The sequence below is a fragment of the Paenibacillus sp. 01T443 genome (genome assembly GCF_056398325.1).
In genome coordinates this window covers 504,986-519,273 of record NZ_JBFTPE010000005.1, presented here as the reverse complement: position 1 = coordinate 519,273, position 14,288 = coordinate 504,986, and the positions used below count along the sequence as shown (strand labels likewise).

Annotated in this window: 11 protein-coding genes; 7 read left to right on the top strand and 4 right to left on the bottom strand. The window is 49.2% G+C overall.

Annotation, left to right across the window (positions count from 1 at the left end):
• Window positions 1-1,054 precede the first annotated feature (1,054 nt).
• The gene (locus tag AC1DLI_RS09950) at window positions 1,055-2,239 is read left to right on the top strand and encodes an acyltransferase family protein (RefSeq protein ID WP_477601982.1); all 1,185 of its coding nucleotides are present in this window, start codon (window positions 1,055-1,057) and stop codon (window positions 2,237-2,239) included.
• 183 nt (window positions 2,240-2,422) lie between these two features.
• On the opposite strand, the gene AC1DLI_RS09945 is transcribed toward AC1DLI_RS09950, so the two are convergent.
• Window positions 2,423-3,307: an AraC family transcriptional regulator gene (locus tag AC1DLI_RS09945; protein ID WP_477601980.1), complete on the bottom strand. Its 885-nt coding sequence runs from the start codon at window positions 3,305-3,307 to the stop codon at window positions 2,423-2,425.
• Between the two features lie 162 nt (window positions 3,308-3,469).
• Between AC1DLI_RS09945 and AC1DLI_RS09940 the strand changes: the two genes are divergently transcribed.
• The 5 genes from AC1DLI_RS09940 to AC1DLI_RS09920 all read left to right on the top strand — a co-directional run bounded on the left by AC1DLI_RS09940 (window position 3,470) and on the right by AC1DLI_RS09920 (window position 10,723).
• A complete protein-coding gene (locus tag AC1DLI_RS09940) occupies window positions 3,470-4,879 on the top strand; it encodes an MATE family efflux transporter (RefSeq protein ID WP_477601978.1) in 1,410 nt (469 codons plus the stop codon).
• A 102-nt stretch (window positions 4,880-4,981) separates the two neighbouring features.
• Window positions 4,982-5,470 (top strand): translation initiation factor IF-3, encoded by a 489-nt coding sequence (infC, locus tag AC1DLI_RS09935; RefSeq protein ID WP_477602371.1) that lies wholly within the window; start codon window positions 4,982-4,984, stop codon window positions 5,468-5,470.
• Window positions 5,471-5,693: 223 nt separating this feature from the next.
• Window positions 5,694-8,075: an FdhF/YdeP family oxidoreductase gene (locus AC1DLI_RS09930; RefSeq protein WP_477602369.1), complete on the top strand. Its 2,382-nt coding sequence runs from the start codon at window positions 5,694-5,696 to the stop codon at window positions 8,073-8,075.
• A gap of 61 nt (window positions 8,076-8,136) precedes the next feature.
• Window positions 8,137-8,946 carry a formate dehydrogenase accessory sulfurtransferase FdhD gene (gene fdhD, locus AC1DLI_RS09925; protein ID WP_477601976.1) on the top strand — a complete coding sequence of 270 codons (810 nt, stop codon included), beginning with the start codon at window positions 8,137-8,139 and terminating at the stop codon, window positions 8,944-8,946.
• Window positions 8,947-9,004: 58 nt separating this feature from the next.
• Window positions 9,005-10,723 carry an ABC transporter ATP-binding protein gene (locus tag AC1DLI_RS09920; protein ID WP_477601974.1) on the top strand — a complete coding sequence of 573 codons (1,719 nt, stop codon included), beginning with the start codon at window positions 9,005-9,007 and terminating at the stop codon, window positions 10,721-10,723.
• A 153-nt stretch (window positions 10,724-10,876) separates the two neighbouring features.
• On the opposite strand, the gene AC1DLI_RS09915 is transcribed toward AC1DLI_RS09920, so the two are convergent.
• From AC1DLI_RS09915 to AC1DLI_RS09905, 3 genes are all read right to left on the bottom strand, one after another.
• Entirely contained in the window at window positions 10,877-11,446 is a 570-nt protein-coding gene (locus AC1DLI_RS09915) for a YdeI/OmpD-associated family protein (RefSeq protein ID WP_477601972.1), read from the bottom strand.
• Window positions 11,447-12,224: 778 nt separating this feature from the next.
• Complete coding sequence (locus AC1DLI_RS09910; protein ID WP_477601970.1) at window positions 12,225-12,422, bottom strand: hypothetical protein; 198 nt, start codon at window positions 12,420-12,422, stop codon at window positions 12,225-12,227.
• Between the two features lie 264 nt (window positions 12,423-12,686).
• Window positions 12,687-13,370 (bottom strand): hypothetical protein, encoded by a 684-nt coding sequence (locus AC1DLI_RS09905; RefSeq protein ID WP_477601968.1) that lies wholly within the window; start codon window positions 13,368-13,370, stop codon window positions 12,687-12,689.
• 124 nt (window positions 13,371-13,494) lie between these two features.
• Between AC1DLI_RS09905 and AC1DLI_RS09900 the strand changes: the two genes are divergently transcribed.
• On the top strand, window positions 13,495-14,274 hold the full coding sequence (locus tag AC1DLI_RS09900; protein ID WP_477601966.1) for a gluconate 2-dehydrogenase subunit 3 family protein: 780 nt from the start codon (window positions 13,495-13,497) through the stop codon (window positions 14,272-14,274).
• Window positions 14,275-14,288 lie beyond the last annotated feature (14 nt).

Here is a 14,288-nt window from a genome sequence, read left to right as displayed (position 1 = left end):
GTATTCTGCCTGCATGCTTATTGTTTATAGGCAGTCAAAATTTAGTTTACTAGATTTTCTCAATTGAGCAATTATCGACAGTCAAAGTGGCGTGGTGATGTTCTTCTTAGTATAGCCAATGTCGATTTGAATAATGGGAATATAAAAGAAAACACGTTTATGATAGATAACTCGCCTGGTTTTGTTACCGTGGGCGTTGACAGTTAAATTCATAATAAAGACCACATATTAAGCAATGTGGTCTTTATTATTTCCAGGTGATAGTTGTGATTTTCTTTTCTTAATACATCTATCGAGAATAATTGATATTAGTTCGAGTTGTTCGATACTAGCAACTTTTAAAAAATATCGTATTATTCTTCGAATATGTATATGTTGTAATCTTATTGTTTTCACGTAAGTCATCCTTTTCAGTTAAACTAGTTCGCGACTATTATACTAGTTTCTCCGAGGGGAATCTGTCACAACATGTCGAAAGTATTATAAAAAATTAATTAAGTCTACGATATTCGTTAAGCAGCTTGGAGGATACTGTGCAAAAATGACAAAACGGAGCGATGTCGTAGATACTGTCTGCTCCGTTCTGTGTTGCACTTTTTATATGGGGAGGTGGAGGTTCGCACTATGGCCTAAGGTACGAACACTGAGTAGATTCAATTAAGTTCTTTTAAGAGGTCGTCTTGATTTAGATCCAATTTTGATCCACATTTGTCCTTCATCATCGCGGTAAAAACGGATACTTATCAATTTCAACGGAGACCATACCTCTTTAAAATAATAATTTGGCATATAATTTACCTCCTGTGGATGTATAAGACATATTATAGGAGGGTTATTAAGCATAAGCTGTCATAAACTGTCGATGGTTATAAATATTTAAGCGTATCATATCGTTTTACGAGAAGCCTGTTAAACAACTGGACAATACTACGACTTGAGAGAATTTTTTTCTACCAAATATTATTATTTTCACTGAATAGCGGACAAAGCGTCCGCAATCCCTTATAATCGACAATGTTATCATAAAGATTCGGTAAAAGTGGGGGGTTGCAGTGTGCAGCGCTATGAACAACTAGATTCGCTAAGAGGACTGGCAGCACTTGCTGTGATGGTTGGACACTTCTTAATGGTATTCACGCCAATTGTGCAAAATACTTCGGGTCTCGGATTACTGGATTATCCGCTGAACCTGTTGAAATATACGCCGCTGCATGCCATTTGGGGCGGGCATGAGGCTGTTATTATGTTTTTTCTGCTGAGCGGCTTTGTGCTTTCTTTGCCGTTCTTCAGCAACCGTCAGCAGAACTACACGAAATATATAATCAAGCGGATTTGCCGCATCTATATCCCGTTTCTCGTGGCTTTGATTATTGCCATCGTCATGAGGGAAGCGGTTTACGTATCGAAACTGACGGACTTAACGAGCTACTATAACAACCTGTGGGTCATTCCGCCGGACTTTGCTTCCATCATCCATCATCTGCTCTTTGTAGGGAATTACAATACGACGCGGTACGATCCTATTTTGTGGACGCTTGTCCACGAGATGCGTATTTCGTTATTATTTCCATTTATTATGTTTGTTATAGTAAAAGGCGGCTGGAAAATCGGGCTGCCGCTTGCGCTGGCTTTGTCTTATGGCGCTGAAATTATGCTCGATCATTTCGAGACACGCTACATGACCAACTTTGTCGTCTCGCTGCATTACGCAGCATTCTTTATTGTAGGCGCTTTGCTGGCCAAGTATCAGAATGAGCTGAAGAAGGTATTTTCGCGGTTAAACGGCTGGTGGACAATGATCATGCTTGTCCTTGCGCTTTGCTTCTATTCTTTCAAATGGATCGGCTACGGCGAGGACTTTCATGATATGTTCATGCCGCATTGGGGCGATTGGATGACGGCGATCGGCGCTTCCATCTTCATCGTGGCAGCCGTCTCTTCCGTTCGGTTATCGCGGCAGCTGCAGCGCAAGCCGCTTTTGTTTCTCGGTAAAATATCGTACAGCCTCTATTTGTACCATATGATCGTTTTGTTGTCGCTCGTTCATCTGCTGAGCGGAGAAATCGATACGCCTTATATTGTTATGATTGCATTCATTGCTTCATTCGGAGCGGGAGCGCTGAGCTATTATTTCGTAGAGCTACCTTCCATAAAGCTTGGGAAGCGGCTTACGGGCTGGGGCAAGAAACCGGTCGCTGTCTCCAGCGGCCTCAGCGAGAGAGTTTCGTCGTCGATATAGGGCAACGCCGCCTCTCCTCATGAGAGGCGTAAGCAGGCTGTCGGGATATCCCGATGGCCTTTTTTGATATATAAGAAAGTATAAGTTTCAACCTTATACGATGCTTATATTTCTCCGCGAAACGAGCTTTTGCCGCCAAGAACGGCGTCAGCCGTTTACGCTTATGCGCCCGGTTGCGGAAGGTCAACCATGGGAGAACCTCTGCCGATACTTCCGCGGCGAAATGCTCTCGTATTTGGCGAAGCAGGAGGTGAAATAGGCGGCATGGTTGAAGCCCACCTCTTCCCCGATACGGGCGATCGGCAGGTCGGTTTGGAGCAGAAGCAGCTTGGCCCGTTCGATGCGGAAGCGCATGAGGTAATCAAACGGCGCGCAGCCAAATTCCTTCTGCATGCATCTTGCGATATAGACAGGATGAAAGTTAATGCTCTCGCCAAGCTCCTGAGCAGTGATGCTCTCGCGGTAATGCTCACGCAAATATGAAGCGGCCTGCTCTGCGCATAATGCGGAAGGAGTAGGGCCCTGCGCTTCCATTGAAGCGGATAGATGCTCAACGACCTCTTGGAACGCCAGCTGCTGCTTCCATCTGACGCTAGGGATATGATCGTTCATATTGAGCTGCACAAGCTGGCGCAGGAGACTGTCCATTTTGGACGGCTGAAGCAGCTTCGCGAACTGGGGCAACTGCTTTGTGAAGGTTTGTGTCGTGTAAATGCTCGACGAAAGCGTTCTCTCTTTTGTTCGCTCGGCGGGCTCCTCCGTTTCCGATTGATCGGATAGGCTCCATTTCCCGGTCGTCTGAAAATGAATCCAGTAATAGGCGGTTTGCTCCTCACAAGCACGCGTCGCGTAATGATAGGCATCCGGCCGCAATATAAGGGCGTGGCCAGCGCTCACTTCGTAGTGCTGCTCTTCTTCTCCGATGTATAAGCATCCGCGAGTCACGACCAGCAGGTCGAACACTTCGATATTGCGTCTGCTCGGATGCTTGCGTCCTGCCGGTGCGATGGTGTAGCCCCCGATTATATAATGCGGAAGAGGAGGAATGGTCATATATAGGGTGGTCATGGGATTAAGGGCTCCTCTTTAGAATGAAGTTGGAATCGTTATAGTTTCGGTTGTAAAAGTGATACATCACGCTCAGTATAGCATCTATAATTTGAAATGACGATTGATGATTTTACAACGGATGCGGCTTCCTTTGGACAGCCGATGCAGGGGGACCACACTATGGCTTTAACAAACAAAAAATTAACACTATGGATGCTGGCATGGCCGATATTCATTGAGCTGTTTCTGCAGTTTTTGCTAGGTGCGGCGGATACATTGATGGTAAGCCGGATTTCGGATGATGCAGTTGCGGTGGTAGGCTTCTCCAATCAGCTGTTTCAAGCGCTTACGACTCTATTTATAACGGTAGCCAGCGGAGCGGGTATTCTCATTGCCCAAAAGATCGGCTCACGTAATGGTGAGGATGCGCGTACAATCGCCATTATGGCAGCCAAAGTGAGCGCCGTTATCGGTCTAGCACTGAGTGCCTTGCTGTTTCTGATACCCGGGGAGATCGCGACGATGCTTCAGCTTCCGGAGCATTTGCTCCCGCTGGCCAAAACCTATATCTCGATTGTTGGCGGCGGTATGGTATTGATTGCGTTGATGTCGGCGCTAAGCACGTCGATTCGGAATACAGGCAATACGAAGGGCCCGATGTACACGGCAATCGGGATGAACGTTGTGCATGTTTTTTTCAACTATGCGTTCATCTTCGGGGCGTTCGGCTTCCCAAAATGGGGCTTGATGGGCGTTGCCGTCTCAACCGTGCTCTGCCGCTTGCTCGCAACTATCGTGCTGTTCATTATGTTCCTCAGCTCCTTTGAGCGGACCATAGGGCTGCGTGATCTTAACGCGTTTAACCGCAAGCTGTTCGGAGAAATTATCCGCATCGGCTGGCCGCTTGGCGTTAATTTGTCATGCTGGGTGTTTACGCAGCTGCTGATTTTCACCTTTTTGGCTATGCTGGGCTCGAATGAGCTGGCTGCGCGAACCTATATGAACACGCTCGAATCGTTTTGTTTCATGCTCGGCTATTCGATCGCGCTGGCGGTCCAAATTCAGATCGCGCATCTATATGGCGCAGGGCGGGTGAAGGAGGCGTACGGCCTTGCTTTCCGGGCGATGTGGATCGGCCTTGCAGTCGTGACGGTCAATGCTTTCATCATCTTCCTGTTCGGCAGGCAGCTGCTCGGATTGTTTACGGAAAATAAGGAAATCGTGGCGCTTGGCGTGTCGTTGCTCGGCATGAATTTGCTGCTGCAGCCAGGCAAAATGGTCAATATGGCGCTCGGCAATGCGCTTAATGCCGTCGGCGACACGCGTTTTACGATGTGGACATCCGTATTCTCGATGTGGCTGGTAGCCACGGGTTTGGCTTATTTTGTCGGCATCGAGCTGGGCTGGGGCTTGATCGGGATTTATGCCTGTATGATTTTAGATGAATATATTCGCGGCACCCTTTCGCTTGTACGCTGGAGAGGCAGGAAGTTTCTGCGCAAAGCGGAGTTGAATGAGGCAACCGCAAAAATAACGGCAGAGAGCGGGTCCGGCGGAACCATTCGCAAACAAACCGCGCTAGACGTATAAGAAAAGCGTATAATAGAAGAAGGAAAAAAACAGCGGCTTTGCAACTAAAGGCTGCTGTTTTCCATATTCACGGCAAGGGAGCGATGCGCTGATATGGCATCAATGGTAATCATGAATGAAAAAATACACGCCTCCGAGGTTCGGCTTACAGGCCTGCGAGGCGAGGATCTAGGCATTGTAACGCGTGATGAAGCGCTCGAGAAAGCGCGTGAGCTGAAGGTGGACTTGGTGTGCACCTCGCTTATGAGCAGCCCTCCGCCATGCAAGCTGGTGGCTAAAGGACAGGCTAAGCAGCAGGCGAGCCAAGAGAAGCGCGGCGATAAGGTAAAGGAGCAGCCAAGCAAAATCAAGGAGCTCCGCTTGACTCCTCATATCGAGGAGCATGATTATGATACGAAGCTTAGGCAGGCGGCGAAGCTGCTCGGCTCCGGCAGCGGCGTTCAGTTCGTCGTTCGTATTCAGGGCAAGGAAGGCCCGAAGGCGAAGGAGCTGCTGGAGCGCATGCTGAAGGATTTGGCCGAGAGCGGCAAGAAGCAGTCGGGCATTCAAGTAAGCGGTAAGCAAGCAGCGGTGCAGGTATTGCCTTTATAGCCGCATATCGAGAAGGAACGCCAGTTCAGTTCGCGATTTTGTGAAGTGGAATGAATGGATTAATATGCAGGGATCCGGCTGGAACCGCGAGCAGTAGATTGATCTGCTCGCGCAGCTAGCATCAAGTTAAACCGTTAAGCTCTGTTCATGCGATATTCTAACAAGTTCGTGAATGCGCTTTCTTTTGAGAATGGCGCAGTTGAAAGATTCGTATCCTTACATGATGATCCTTAGCGGGGGTGAATGTCTGTTGAAGAAGACGTTACATACAGGACCGATAAAGCTGCCAAAGCGGCCGGATCCGAAGCTGTGGGTGAGCAAGGCGCCGTTTGGTCTGGGACGCATAAAGCCGCATCATATTAGGGACACGCTTAAGGTGGCGTGGGACAACCGGGACAATCTGCCTTATGCTTATCGGATTTTGACGCAGGGGGTGTGCGATGGCTGCGCGCTGGGCGTATCCGGTTTATATGATCAGACGCTGGACGGCCCGCATCTTTGCACGACACGGCTGAATGTGCTGCGCCTGAATACGATGCCTGCGATGAAAGCTGCGGATCTTCATTCAGATATCGATGAGCTGCGCAAGCTGGACAGCACGCAATTACGCAAGCTGGGACGGCTGCCGTATCCGCTTATTCGGAACAAAGGGGAGCGGAGCTTTCGCAGAATTTCTTGGGATGAAGCATTGGATCGGATTGCCGGAAAAGCACGGGCAATCGACCCGAAGCAGCTGGCCTTTTACTTAACCGCACGGGGCATCACGAATGAATCCTATTATGTGGCTGCTAAGGCGGCAAGGCTGATCGGGACGAATAATATTGATAACGCTTCACGCATTTGCCATTCTCCCTCCAAGACGGCTATGAAGCGCTCGCTTGGCGTTGGGGCGTCCACCTGCAACTATAAGGATTGGATCGGTACGGATGTACTCGTATTCTGGGGCAGCGTAGCCGCGAATAATCAGCCGGTATCGACCAAGTACATGTACGCGGCGAAGCGCAAGGGGACCAAAATCATTGTCATCAACCCTTATCGCGAACCGGCGATGGAGGGCTATTGGATTCCGTCGATACCGGAATCGGCGCTCTTTGGCACGAAGCTGGCCGACGATTTCTATCAGGTGAACATCGGCGGCGATATCGCCTTCATGCACGGCGTGATGAAGAGTTGGCTTGAGATGGAGGAGGAGCGGCCCGGCTCGGCGATCGATCATGCGTTTGTGAGCGAGCATACGAATGGCTTTGAGGAGCTGAAGGCCCAGGTGCTGCTGCAGGACTGGGAGCTGCTGGAGAAATCCTCGGGGCTTGGGAGAGAGCGGATGCGGGCTTTCGCTTCGCTGCTGGCAGAAGCGAAGTCCGGCGTGTTCGTCTGGAGCATGGGGCTGACGCAGCATCGCTTCGGGACAGACAATATTTCACAGGTGGCGAATCTAGCGCTGCTGAGGGGCTTCTTAGGACGCGAGTTTTGCGGACTAATGCCGATACGCGGCCACAGCGGTGTCCAGGGCTCCGGCGAAATGGGTGCCGACCCGTTCAGCTTGCCCGGCGGCGAGTTCAAGGGCGAGGATATCCGCCGGATGGAGAGGCTGTGGGGCTTCAAGCTTCCGGATTGGCAGGGAGATATCGTAGGCGTATCGCTGGAGAATGCCCTGTTGCCAAAGCGTCATGAACGAAAGCTGAAGCTGTTCTATACGTCAGGCGGCAATTTTGTCGAGACGATGCCGGACCCTGATTTTGTGAAGCGCTGCTTGGAGGCTGTCGAATTAAGGGTTCATCAGGACATTGTGCTGAACAGCTCCACGCTGCTGGACGCGGAGGAGGCGGTTATCATCCTGCCTGCCATGACGCGATACGAACAGCCGGGCGGCGGCACTTCAACCTCCACAGAGCGGATGGTCTACTACTCGCCGGCCATAGCTGGTCCGCGGATTGGGGAAGCCCGCGCCGAATGGCAGATTTATGCCGATTTGGCTGCGCGAATTCGTCCGGAGCTTAAAGCTGCTATCGCATTTAAGGATGCCGATGCCGTCAGGCGGGAAATTGCCTTGGCGTCCCCGCAATATGACGGTATTCAGCATCTGCGGAAGCAAGGCGATGTATTTCAGTGGGGCGGCGCTTGGCTGTGCGAGGAGGGCTTTTGTCCGACTGAGGATGGCAGAGCCAGGCTGCTGCCGATTGAGCTGCCGGAGCTGCGCATTCCGGAAGGGCATTTTTATGCTACGACAAGGCGAGGCAAGCAGTTCAATTCGATGATCTATGGGGAGAAGGATGCTTTTAATGCTGCTGGGCGTTATGACGTATTGATGAATAGAGCGGATATGAGGAAGCTTGCCATCGCTGAAGGAGATGCGATCGTCGTCTATAACCGAAGCGGGAGCTTCCATGGAAGGGCAAAGGGGGAGGATATGGCGCCTGGGAATGTCGAGCTGTACTGGCCGGAGGGCAATAGTTTATTTGCCAAGGGCGTATATGAGCCGTTTGCAGGCATCCCCGAGTACAATGCTTCGGTTATCGTGGAGCGTGCCGATACCTATCATGCTTTTAAAGACACGAGATATATGGAGAAACGGATCGTGGAGCTGGAGACGGAGCCGCCAGCTTAGGCTGCGGGGTCAGCATGCAGGGTGCTGGGTGCATAAGAGGACGTGGAGGAGGTGCAAGCTGATGGAGCTTTCAAACACGACAAAGTGGCGCATACTCAAATATGACGGCCGCGCGCCCTTGGAGAAGGATGATGATATCGCCGCCGAATTCCCGCTTACCTTGAAGCTGGACGGCGAAGAGTTTGCAACGCTGGTATGCTCACCTTCCAGCCTGAAGGAGCTCGTTATCGGCTTTCTTGCATCCGAAGGCGTAATACGCGAGGCAGGACAGGTGAAATCATTAAACATTCATGAGGATACAGGCTTTGCCTATATCGAGCTGGAGAATAAGCAAACGGTGAACCATGATCATTATGCAAAGCGGTTTATCGGGTCATGCTGCGGCAAGAGCCGGCAGTTTTATTTTCACAACGATATGCTAACGGCGAAGACCATCATGACCCGCACCAGAATATCGGCAGAGCAGTGTATTCGCTTTATGCAGGAGCTGCAGGAAAGCTCTTCGGAATTCCGCAGTACGGGCGGCGTTCACAACGCAGCCATTGGAACGCCTGCCGAACTGCTCGCCGTAAGAACGGATATCGGACGCCATAATGCGCTCGATAAGCTGTTCGGCTATTGCTTGCTGCATCGGATCCGCACATCGGATAAGGTGATCGCCTTCAGCGGGAGGCTTTCCTCGGAAGCGGTGCTGAAAGCCGCAAAAATCGGCTGCGGGATCATGCTCAGCAAATCGGCGCCGACCGATCTCGCCCTACGTCTCGCTGAGGATTTGGGCATTACCTGTGTAGGCTTTATTCGAGGCGGGGAGATGAACGTATATACGCATCCGGAACGAATTGATTTTGGCAACGGATTGACAGTATGGTAGTGATTGTATATCATTTTATTGAAAATGATTATCACTACGAGAGAAGAAGGAGCTAACGATGCTTTTACGATTTTTTGCCTACTATAAGCCTTACAAAAAGTTATTTCTGCTGGATTTCTGCTGTGCGGTATTGCTGGCTGTGCTTGAGCTTTGCTTCCCTCTAGCGGTTAGTTATGTCATAGATACCCTGCTGCCCGACGAGAATTGGGGGCTGATTGTAACGGCATGCGCGATTTTGTTGGTCGTCTATATTATTAATACGATTTTGAGTTACGTAGTTACCTACTGGGGGCATATGCTCGGTATCAATATCGAGACGGACATGCGGAAGAAGCTGTTCGATCATGTGCAGAAGCTATCGTTCCGTTTCTTCGATAATACCAAGACCGGCCATCTCATTTCGCGTCTTACGAATGATTTGTTCGAGATTGGCGAGGTTGCCCATCACGGTCCCGAGGATATGTTTATTGCTGCAATGACGCTGGTTGGGGCATTCGGCATCATGGCGTATATTAATTTGGAGCTGGCTATTCTAACCTTCGTTATTGTTCCTATCATTATATGGCTTGTATTGATGTTCAACGGTAAAATGACAAGGGCCGCAAACCGCCTATTCTCAGATATGGCTGATTTCAATGCGCGCGTCGAGGATACGGTCGGCGGTATTCGCGTCGTTCAAGCCTTTTCGAATGAAAGCCACGAGAAAAAGCTGTTTAAAGTAAATAACTTGCGTTTCCGTGAAGCCAAGCTTATTTCATACAAAATAATCGGCTTGAACTCGTCCATCACGTACATGCTCATGAGACTGGTTTCTGTGTTCGTGCTGATTGCAGGCACATGGTTTGTTATTAAGGGAGATCTGAAATACGGAGAGTTCATTAGCTTTGTTTTGCTGACGAACATTTTCTTTAAGCCTATCGAAAAAATCAATGCCGTCATTGAGAGCTATCCGAAAGGGATTGCCGGATTTAAGCGTTACGTGCAGCTGCTGGAGACGGCACCAGACGTAGCGGATAAGCCGGATGCGGTCGAGGTGGACCGTTTAAGCGGCAATATTGAATACCGTGACGTCACGTTTGGTTATGAAGGCGAAGCGAAGGTGCTGCAAAATATCGATCTATCGATTCGCGCTGGCGAGACGATTGCTTTTGTCGGACCTTCCGGCGCTGGCAAAACGACGCTGTGCAGCTTGCTGCCGCGTTTCTATGAAATCGAAGGCGGCAGCATTTCCGTCGATGGCTACGATATTCGCGATTTGAAGCTGGATTCGCTGCGGAAGCAGATCGGAATCGTCCAGCAGGACGTCTTCCTGTTTGCGGGTACTATCCGTGAGAACATTGTCTACGGGAAGCTGGGTGCTTCGGACGAGGATATTTGGCAGGCGGCTCGGAGAGCGAAGCTGGAGGAATTCATCCATGCTCAGCCGCAGGGGCTGGATACGGTGGTCGGGGAGCGCGGTGTGAAGCTGTCAGGCGGACAAAAGCAGCGGCTTGCCATTGCGCGGATGTTCCTCAAAAACCCGCCGATCCTTATTCTCGACGAAGCGACGTCGGCGCTCGATACGGAGACGGAAGCAGCCATCCAGCAGTCGCTGGCAGAGCTGTCCGTTGGCCGGACCACGCTTGTTATCGCGCATCGACTGGCAACAATCAAGAACGCCGATCGCATTGTCGTCGTAACAGAGCAAGGGATTACCGAACAAGGCCGACACGAGGAGCTCGTCACGGCTGGCGGCATTTACAGCCGCTTGCACCATGCTCAGTTTGGGAGCAGATAATTAGGTAAGCGTCAAACTCTTTCTGCCTTCGAATCGTAAATTCGCAATGGGATCATCCTCCTCGGAAGCCAATCCGAGGAGGATTTTTTATGGCCAGAGATTAGATTCGAATGAAATGGGAGTCGCGCAGCGCAGAATTCGATCTAGCGTATCTTAATAATCTAGAAGGCGTCCATTATCATGCCATTGACCGTACATTTTATTTTCTTTAGTGTTGGTTATAAATTTGTCTAATCTACTCTTAAATAATTCTGGCTGATTTTTATTGCTTTGTATCGTGTCGATCCGAACTCTTTTATAAAGAGCTGGAAATGCCAAGAAATTCTCATATACTTGCCTTTCCTCTTTTAGCCTTTGTTCTATAACCCTATCTATTTTAAAAGAATCAGGGTCCATATCAGGAAGTACCTTTCTTCCTTCATCACTCATTAACCCCAACTTTTCGAGGCGGCGGACACGTTCTTTATTCAATTCAGTCCAAGAACTTTTTTTGCTTCTAGGAGACAGTCTCTGCGCCAACCCAGTTTCAGATATTTTCTTTTTGACTCCATCGATCCATCCAAAACATAAAGATTCTTCGACCGCGTCCAAATATAGCAACGTATCTGGGTTTGGCGTCATACTAACTACGACCCAACAAGATTTTTCAGTCGTACAATTCTCCTGCAGCCACGCCCTCAAATCTTCTCTCGATATTCCTGTAAATAGATTTTCAATTTCCATAGATAAAATACATTCTCCTTTCTAGGTATGGAGAGTAATTAATTTCATTATAGAGGCAATGACCCTAGATTCTCCTCAGGATAGTTTGGTTGGCCCAGGTGTGGTATTTAAACATTTCTACTGGATGATTCGTAATTCGTATTGTCTCCTTTTGACTTGTCATGAAATGTTTTTGCATCTGTTGTTATTATAAAAAAAGAAATATGACAACAGTCTGTCACACTTTGATGTACCGTACATCCCTTTGGGTTTAGCAGATACGGATTTTGCTGACGGGCTTATGCTACATTGCACTTTATACAACAGAAACCTGAAATAACCGTCAAACGGGGGGCTACACTGCAGAAAATGCAATGGAAAATGAGGTTTGGATGCAAAATGTTGCGGATGTAGAGGATTCTATTGTAGAAACTACAATGTAGCGGCGAAAGCGGGCGTTTGAGTGGGAGTACGTTGTACAAAGTACAACGTACACTCCCCAAAAACATCCCAAAGACATTCCAAAGACATTCCAAAGACATTCCAAAGACATTCCAAAGACATTCCAAAGACATTCCAAAGACATTCCAAAGACATTCCAAAGACATTCCAAAGACACCCCAAAAACACTCACACCAAAGTACTGACTCAAAGCACTGACTCAAAGCAATTACTCACAACACTCCCCCTCCAGAAGAGCACTTCACAGAACATGGATGACTAAACAAACTGATGTACTGTACATCCCTTTGGTTTAGCAGATACGGATTTTGCTGACGGGCTTAAGCTACACTGCACTTTATGCAACAGAAATCTGAAATCCCAAAACATCACCCAAAACATCACCCAAAACATCACCCAAAACATCACCCAAAACATCACCCAAAACATCACCCAAAACATCACCCAAAACATCACCCAAAACATCACCCAAAACATCACTCAAAAAAAACCCCCAAAAAACACTTACACCAAAACACTCACTCAAAGCACTCACTCACAACACTCCCCCTCCAGAAGAGCGCTTCACACAACATGGATGACTAAACAAACTGATGTACTGTACATCCCTTTGGTTTAGCAGATACGGATTTGCTGACGGGCTTTTGCTACACTGCACTTTATACGAGCACTTCACACAACATGAACTAGTTTGGAGGAGGCACCGGCGCATCGTGCATCCATTGGGAGTAAGTCGTTCGCTATACAAATAGAAAAAAACGGCTGCCGGAATCAATCCGGCAGCCGTTTTTCTACGTTGTTACTTCTGACCCGCCTTTACCAGTCTGAGCAGCTCGCGGATATCGCCGGCCAACTTATCTGGGGAGATGTTCTCGGCCAAAGCGTCCGTACGAATCTTTTCAATGGCTTTCACAGCATTCTTGCCCGTTACCGTGAGCACCTTCACATCTCCGCCCATGAAATTCTTGATCTGGCTCGCGGCCACTGCCAGATTATCATGGCTTCCCTTATCTGTTCCGCTCATGCCGCCAAGTCCATCATCCGGCGAATAGCCTTTGCCTGAGAGTCCTTCGGATTGATTGAGCACCTTCCTTTGAACGTCATCATATTGCGAACCGGAGGAGGTTAGCTTTTCCGTGGCGAGCACGACTGTATCATCGAACACGAATACACGCACGTCAGGGATCCCGATTCCGCTCAGCCGAGATTCCAGATGGGCAGAGAAGCCGTTCGAGTGCAGCCCGGAGCTGCCGATCATGCTGTACACGGACATGCCCATCCCATATGTGGTATTGCCGTTCTCATTGGTTGTATGCAGCTTCGGTCCGGCTTCGCTTGGAATGACGGACGGATCATGAAGCATCTTGGCTTCCTGTTCCGTTAAGGAATTGGAACGCGAGGCGGGCGGCGTTCCATTGGCACAGCCGGACAGAAGAGCAAAAGCAGCTACGGAAAGCGTGAGCAATTTGCTGAGAGCAGTCATCTAAAAATCATCCTCCATAGGGTTGCATTTTGATGTTAGCATGACCATTTCCATGAAATGAATATTCATGGCTTGTTGGAAAATAATAAAAGGGATAGATTGAACTTTCCAGGAGGTGCAAGTTTTGGATCGGAGCGATAAACAGAAAGAACCAAACAAAGGCACGGTCGACGGAAGCTCCCGCCGCAGGTTTCTTATTAATACGGGTTACGCTTTGGGAGGCATCGCCGTGGGCGGGGCGCTTGGCTCCTTACTCAAAAAGAAACCGACCACAACGAAGGCACCGGGTAAAACGGATGAAGGAAAGACGGCTGAACCAAAAAACTACAACCGCGCGCTCATGTTTTTTACCCAAGAGCAGTTTCGGATAGTCGAGAGCGCGACGGAACGGATTTTTCCGGAGGATGAGACTGGTCCAGGTGCCAAATCGCTAGGTGTCGCCTTCTTTATTGACCATCAGCTTGCAGGGGATTGGGGCTTCAATGGCCGAGATTACATGAACCCGCCATTCTACACGGGGGAGAAGGAACAGGGCTATCAGGGCCGGCTGAAAAGAAGGGAAATCTTCGAGATCGGCCTGCGAGAGCTGGAGAATTACAGCATGACCAAATTTCAGAAGAGCTTCATCGAATTGACGGGTGAGCAGCAAGATGAATTGCTTAAGGGCTTCGAGTCGGATGAGGTGAAGCTGACGACGATTTCTGCGAGCAGTTTCTTCAAAATGCTGCGGAGCAGCACGCTGGAAGGCGCGTACAGTGACCCGCTTTATGGGGGCAATCTGGATATGAACGGCTGGAAAATGCGCAACTATCCGGGCAATCAGATGAGCTATGTCACTATCATTGATAAAGAATTTACAAAACTTGATCCGAGCAGCCTGCAAGACCATTTGGTTTCTCATTAGCGAATCGGGAGGAT

Excerpts from the sequence above, each read along its gene's own strand:
- AC1DLI_RS09945 (WP_477601980.1), bottom strand. The coding sequence starts at position 3,307 with ATGACCACCCTATATATGACCATTCCTCCTCTTCCGCATTATATAATC.
- AC1DLI_RS09940 (WP_477601978.1), top strand. The coding sequence starts at position 3,470 with ATGGCTTTAACAAACAAAAAATTAACACTATGGATGCTGGCATGGCCG.
- infC (WP_477602371.1), top strand. The coding sequence starts at position 4,982 with ATGGTAATCATGAATGAAAAAATACACGCCTCCGAGGTTCGGCTTACA.
- AC1DLI_RS09930 (WP_477602369.1), top strand. The coding sequence starts at position 5,694 with ATGATCCTTAGCGGGGGTGAATGTCTGTTGAAGAAGACGTTACATACA.
- fdhD (WP_477601976.1), top strand. The coding sequence starts at position 8,137 with ATGGAGCTTTCAAACACGACAAAGTGGCGCATACTCAAATATGACGGC.
- AC1DLI_RS09920 (WP_477601974.1), top strand. The coding sequence starts at position 9,005 with ATGCTTTTACGATTTTTTGCCTACTATAAGCCTTACAAAAAGTTATTT.
- AC1DLI_RS09915 (WP_477601972.1), bottom strand. The coding sequence starts at position 11,446 with ATGGAAATTGAAAATCTATTTACAGGAATATCGAGAGAAGATTTGAGG.
- AC1DLI_RS09905 (WP_477601968.1), bottom strand. The coding sequence starts at position 13,370 with ATGACTGCTCTCAGCAAATTGCTCACGCTTTCCGTAGCTGCTTTTGCT.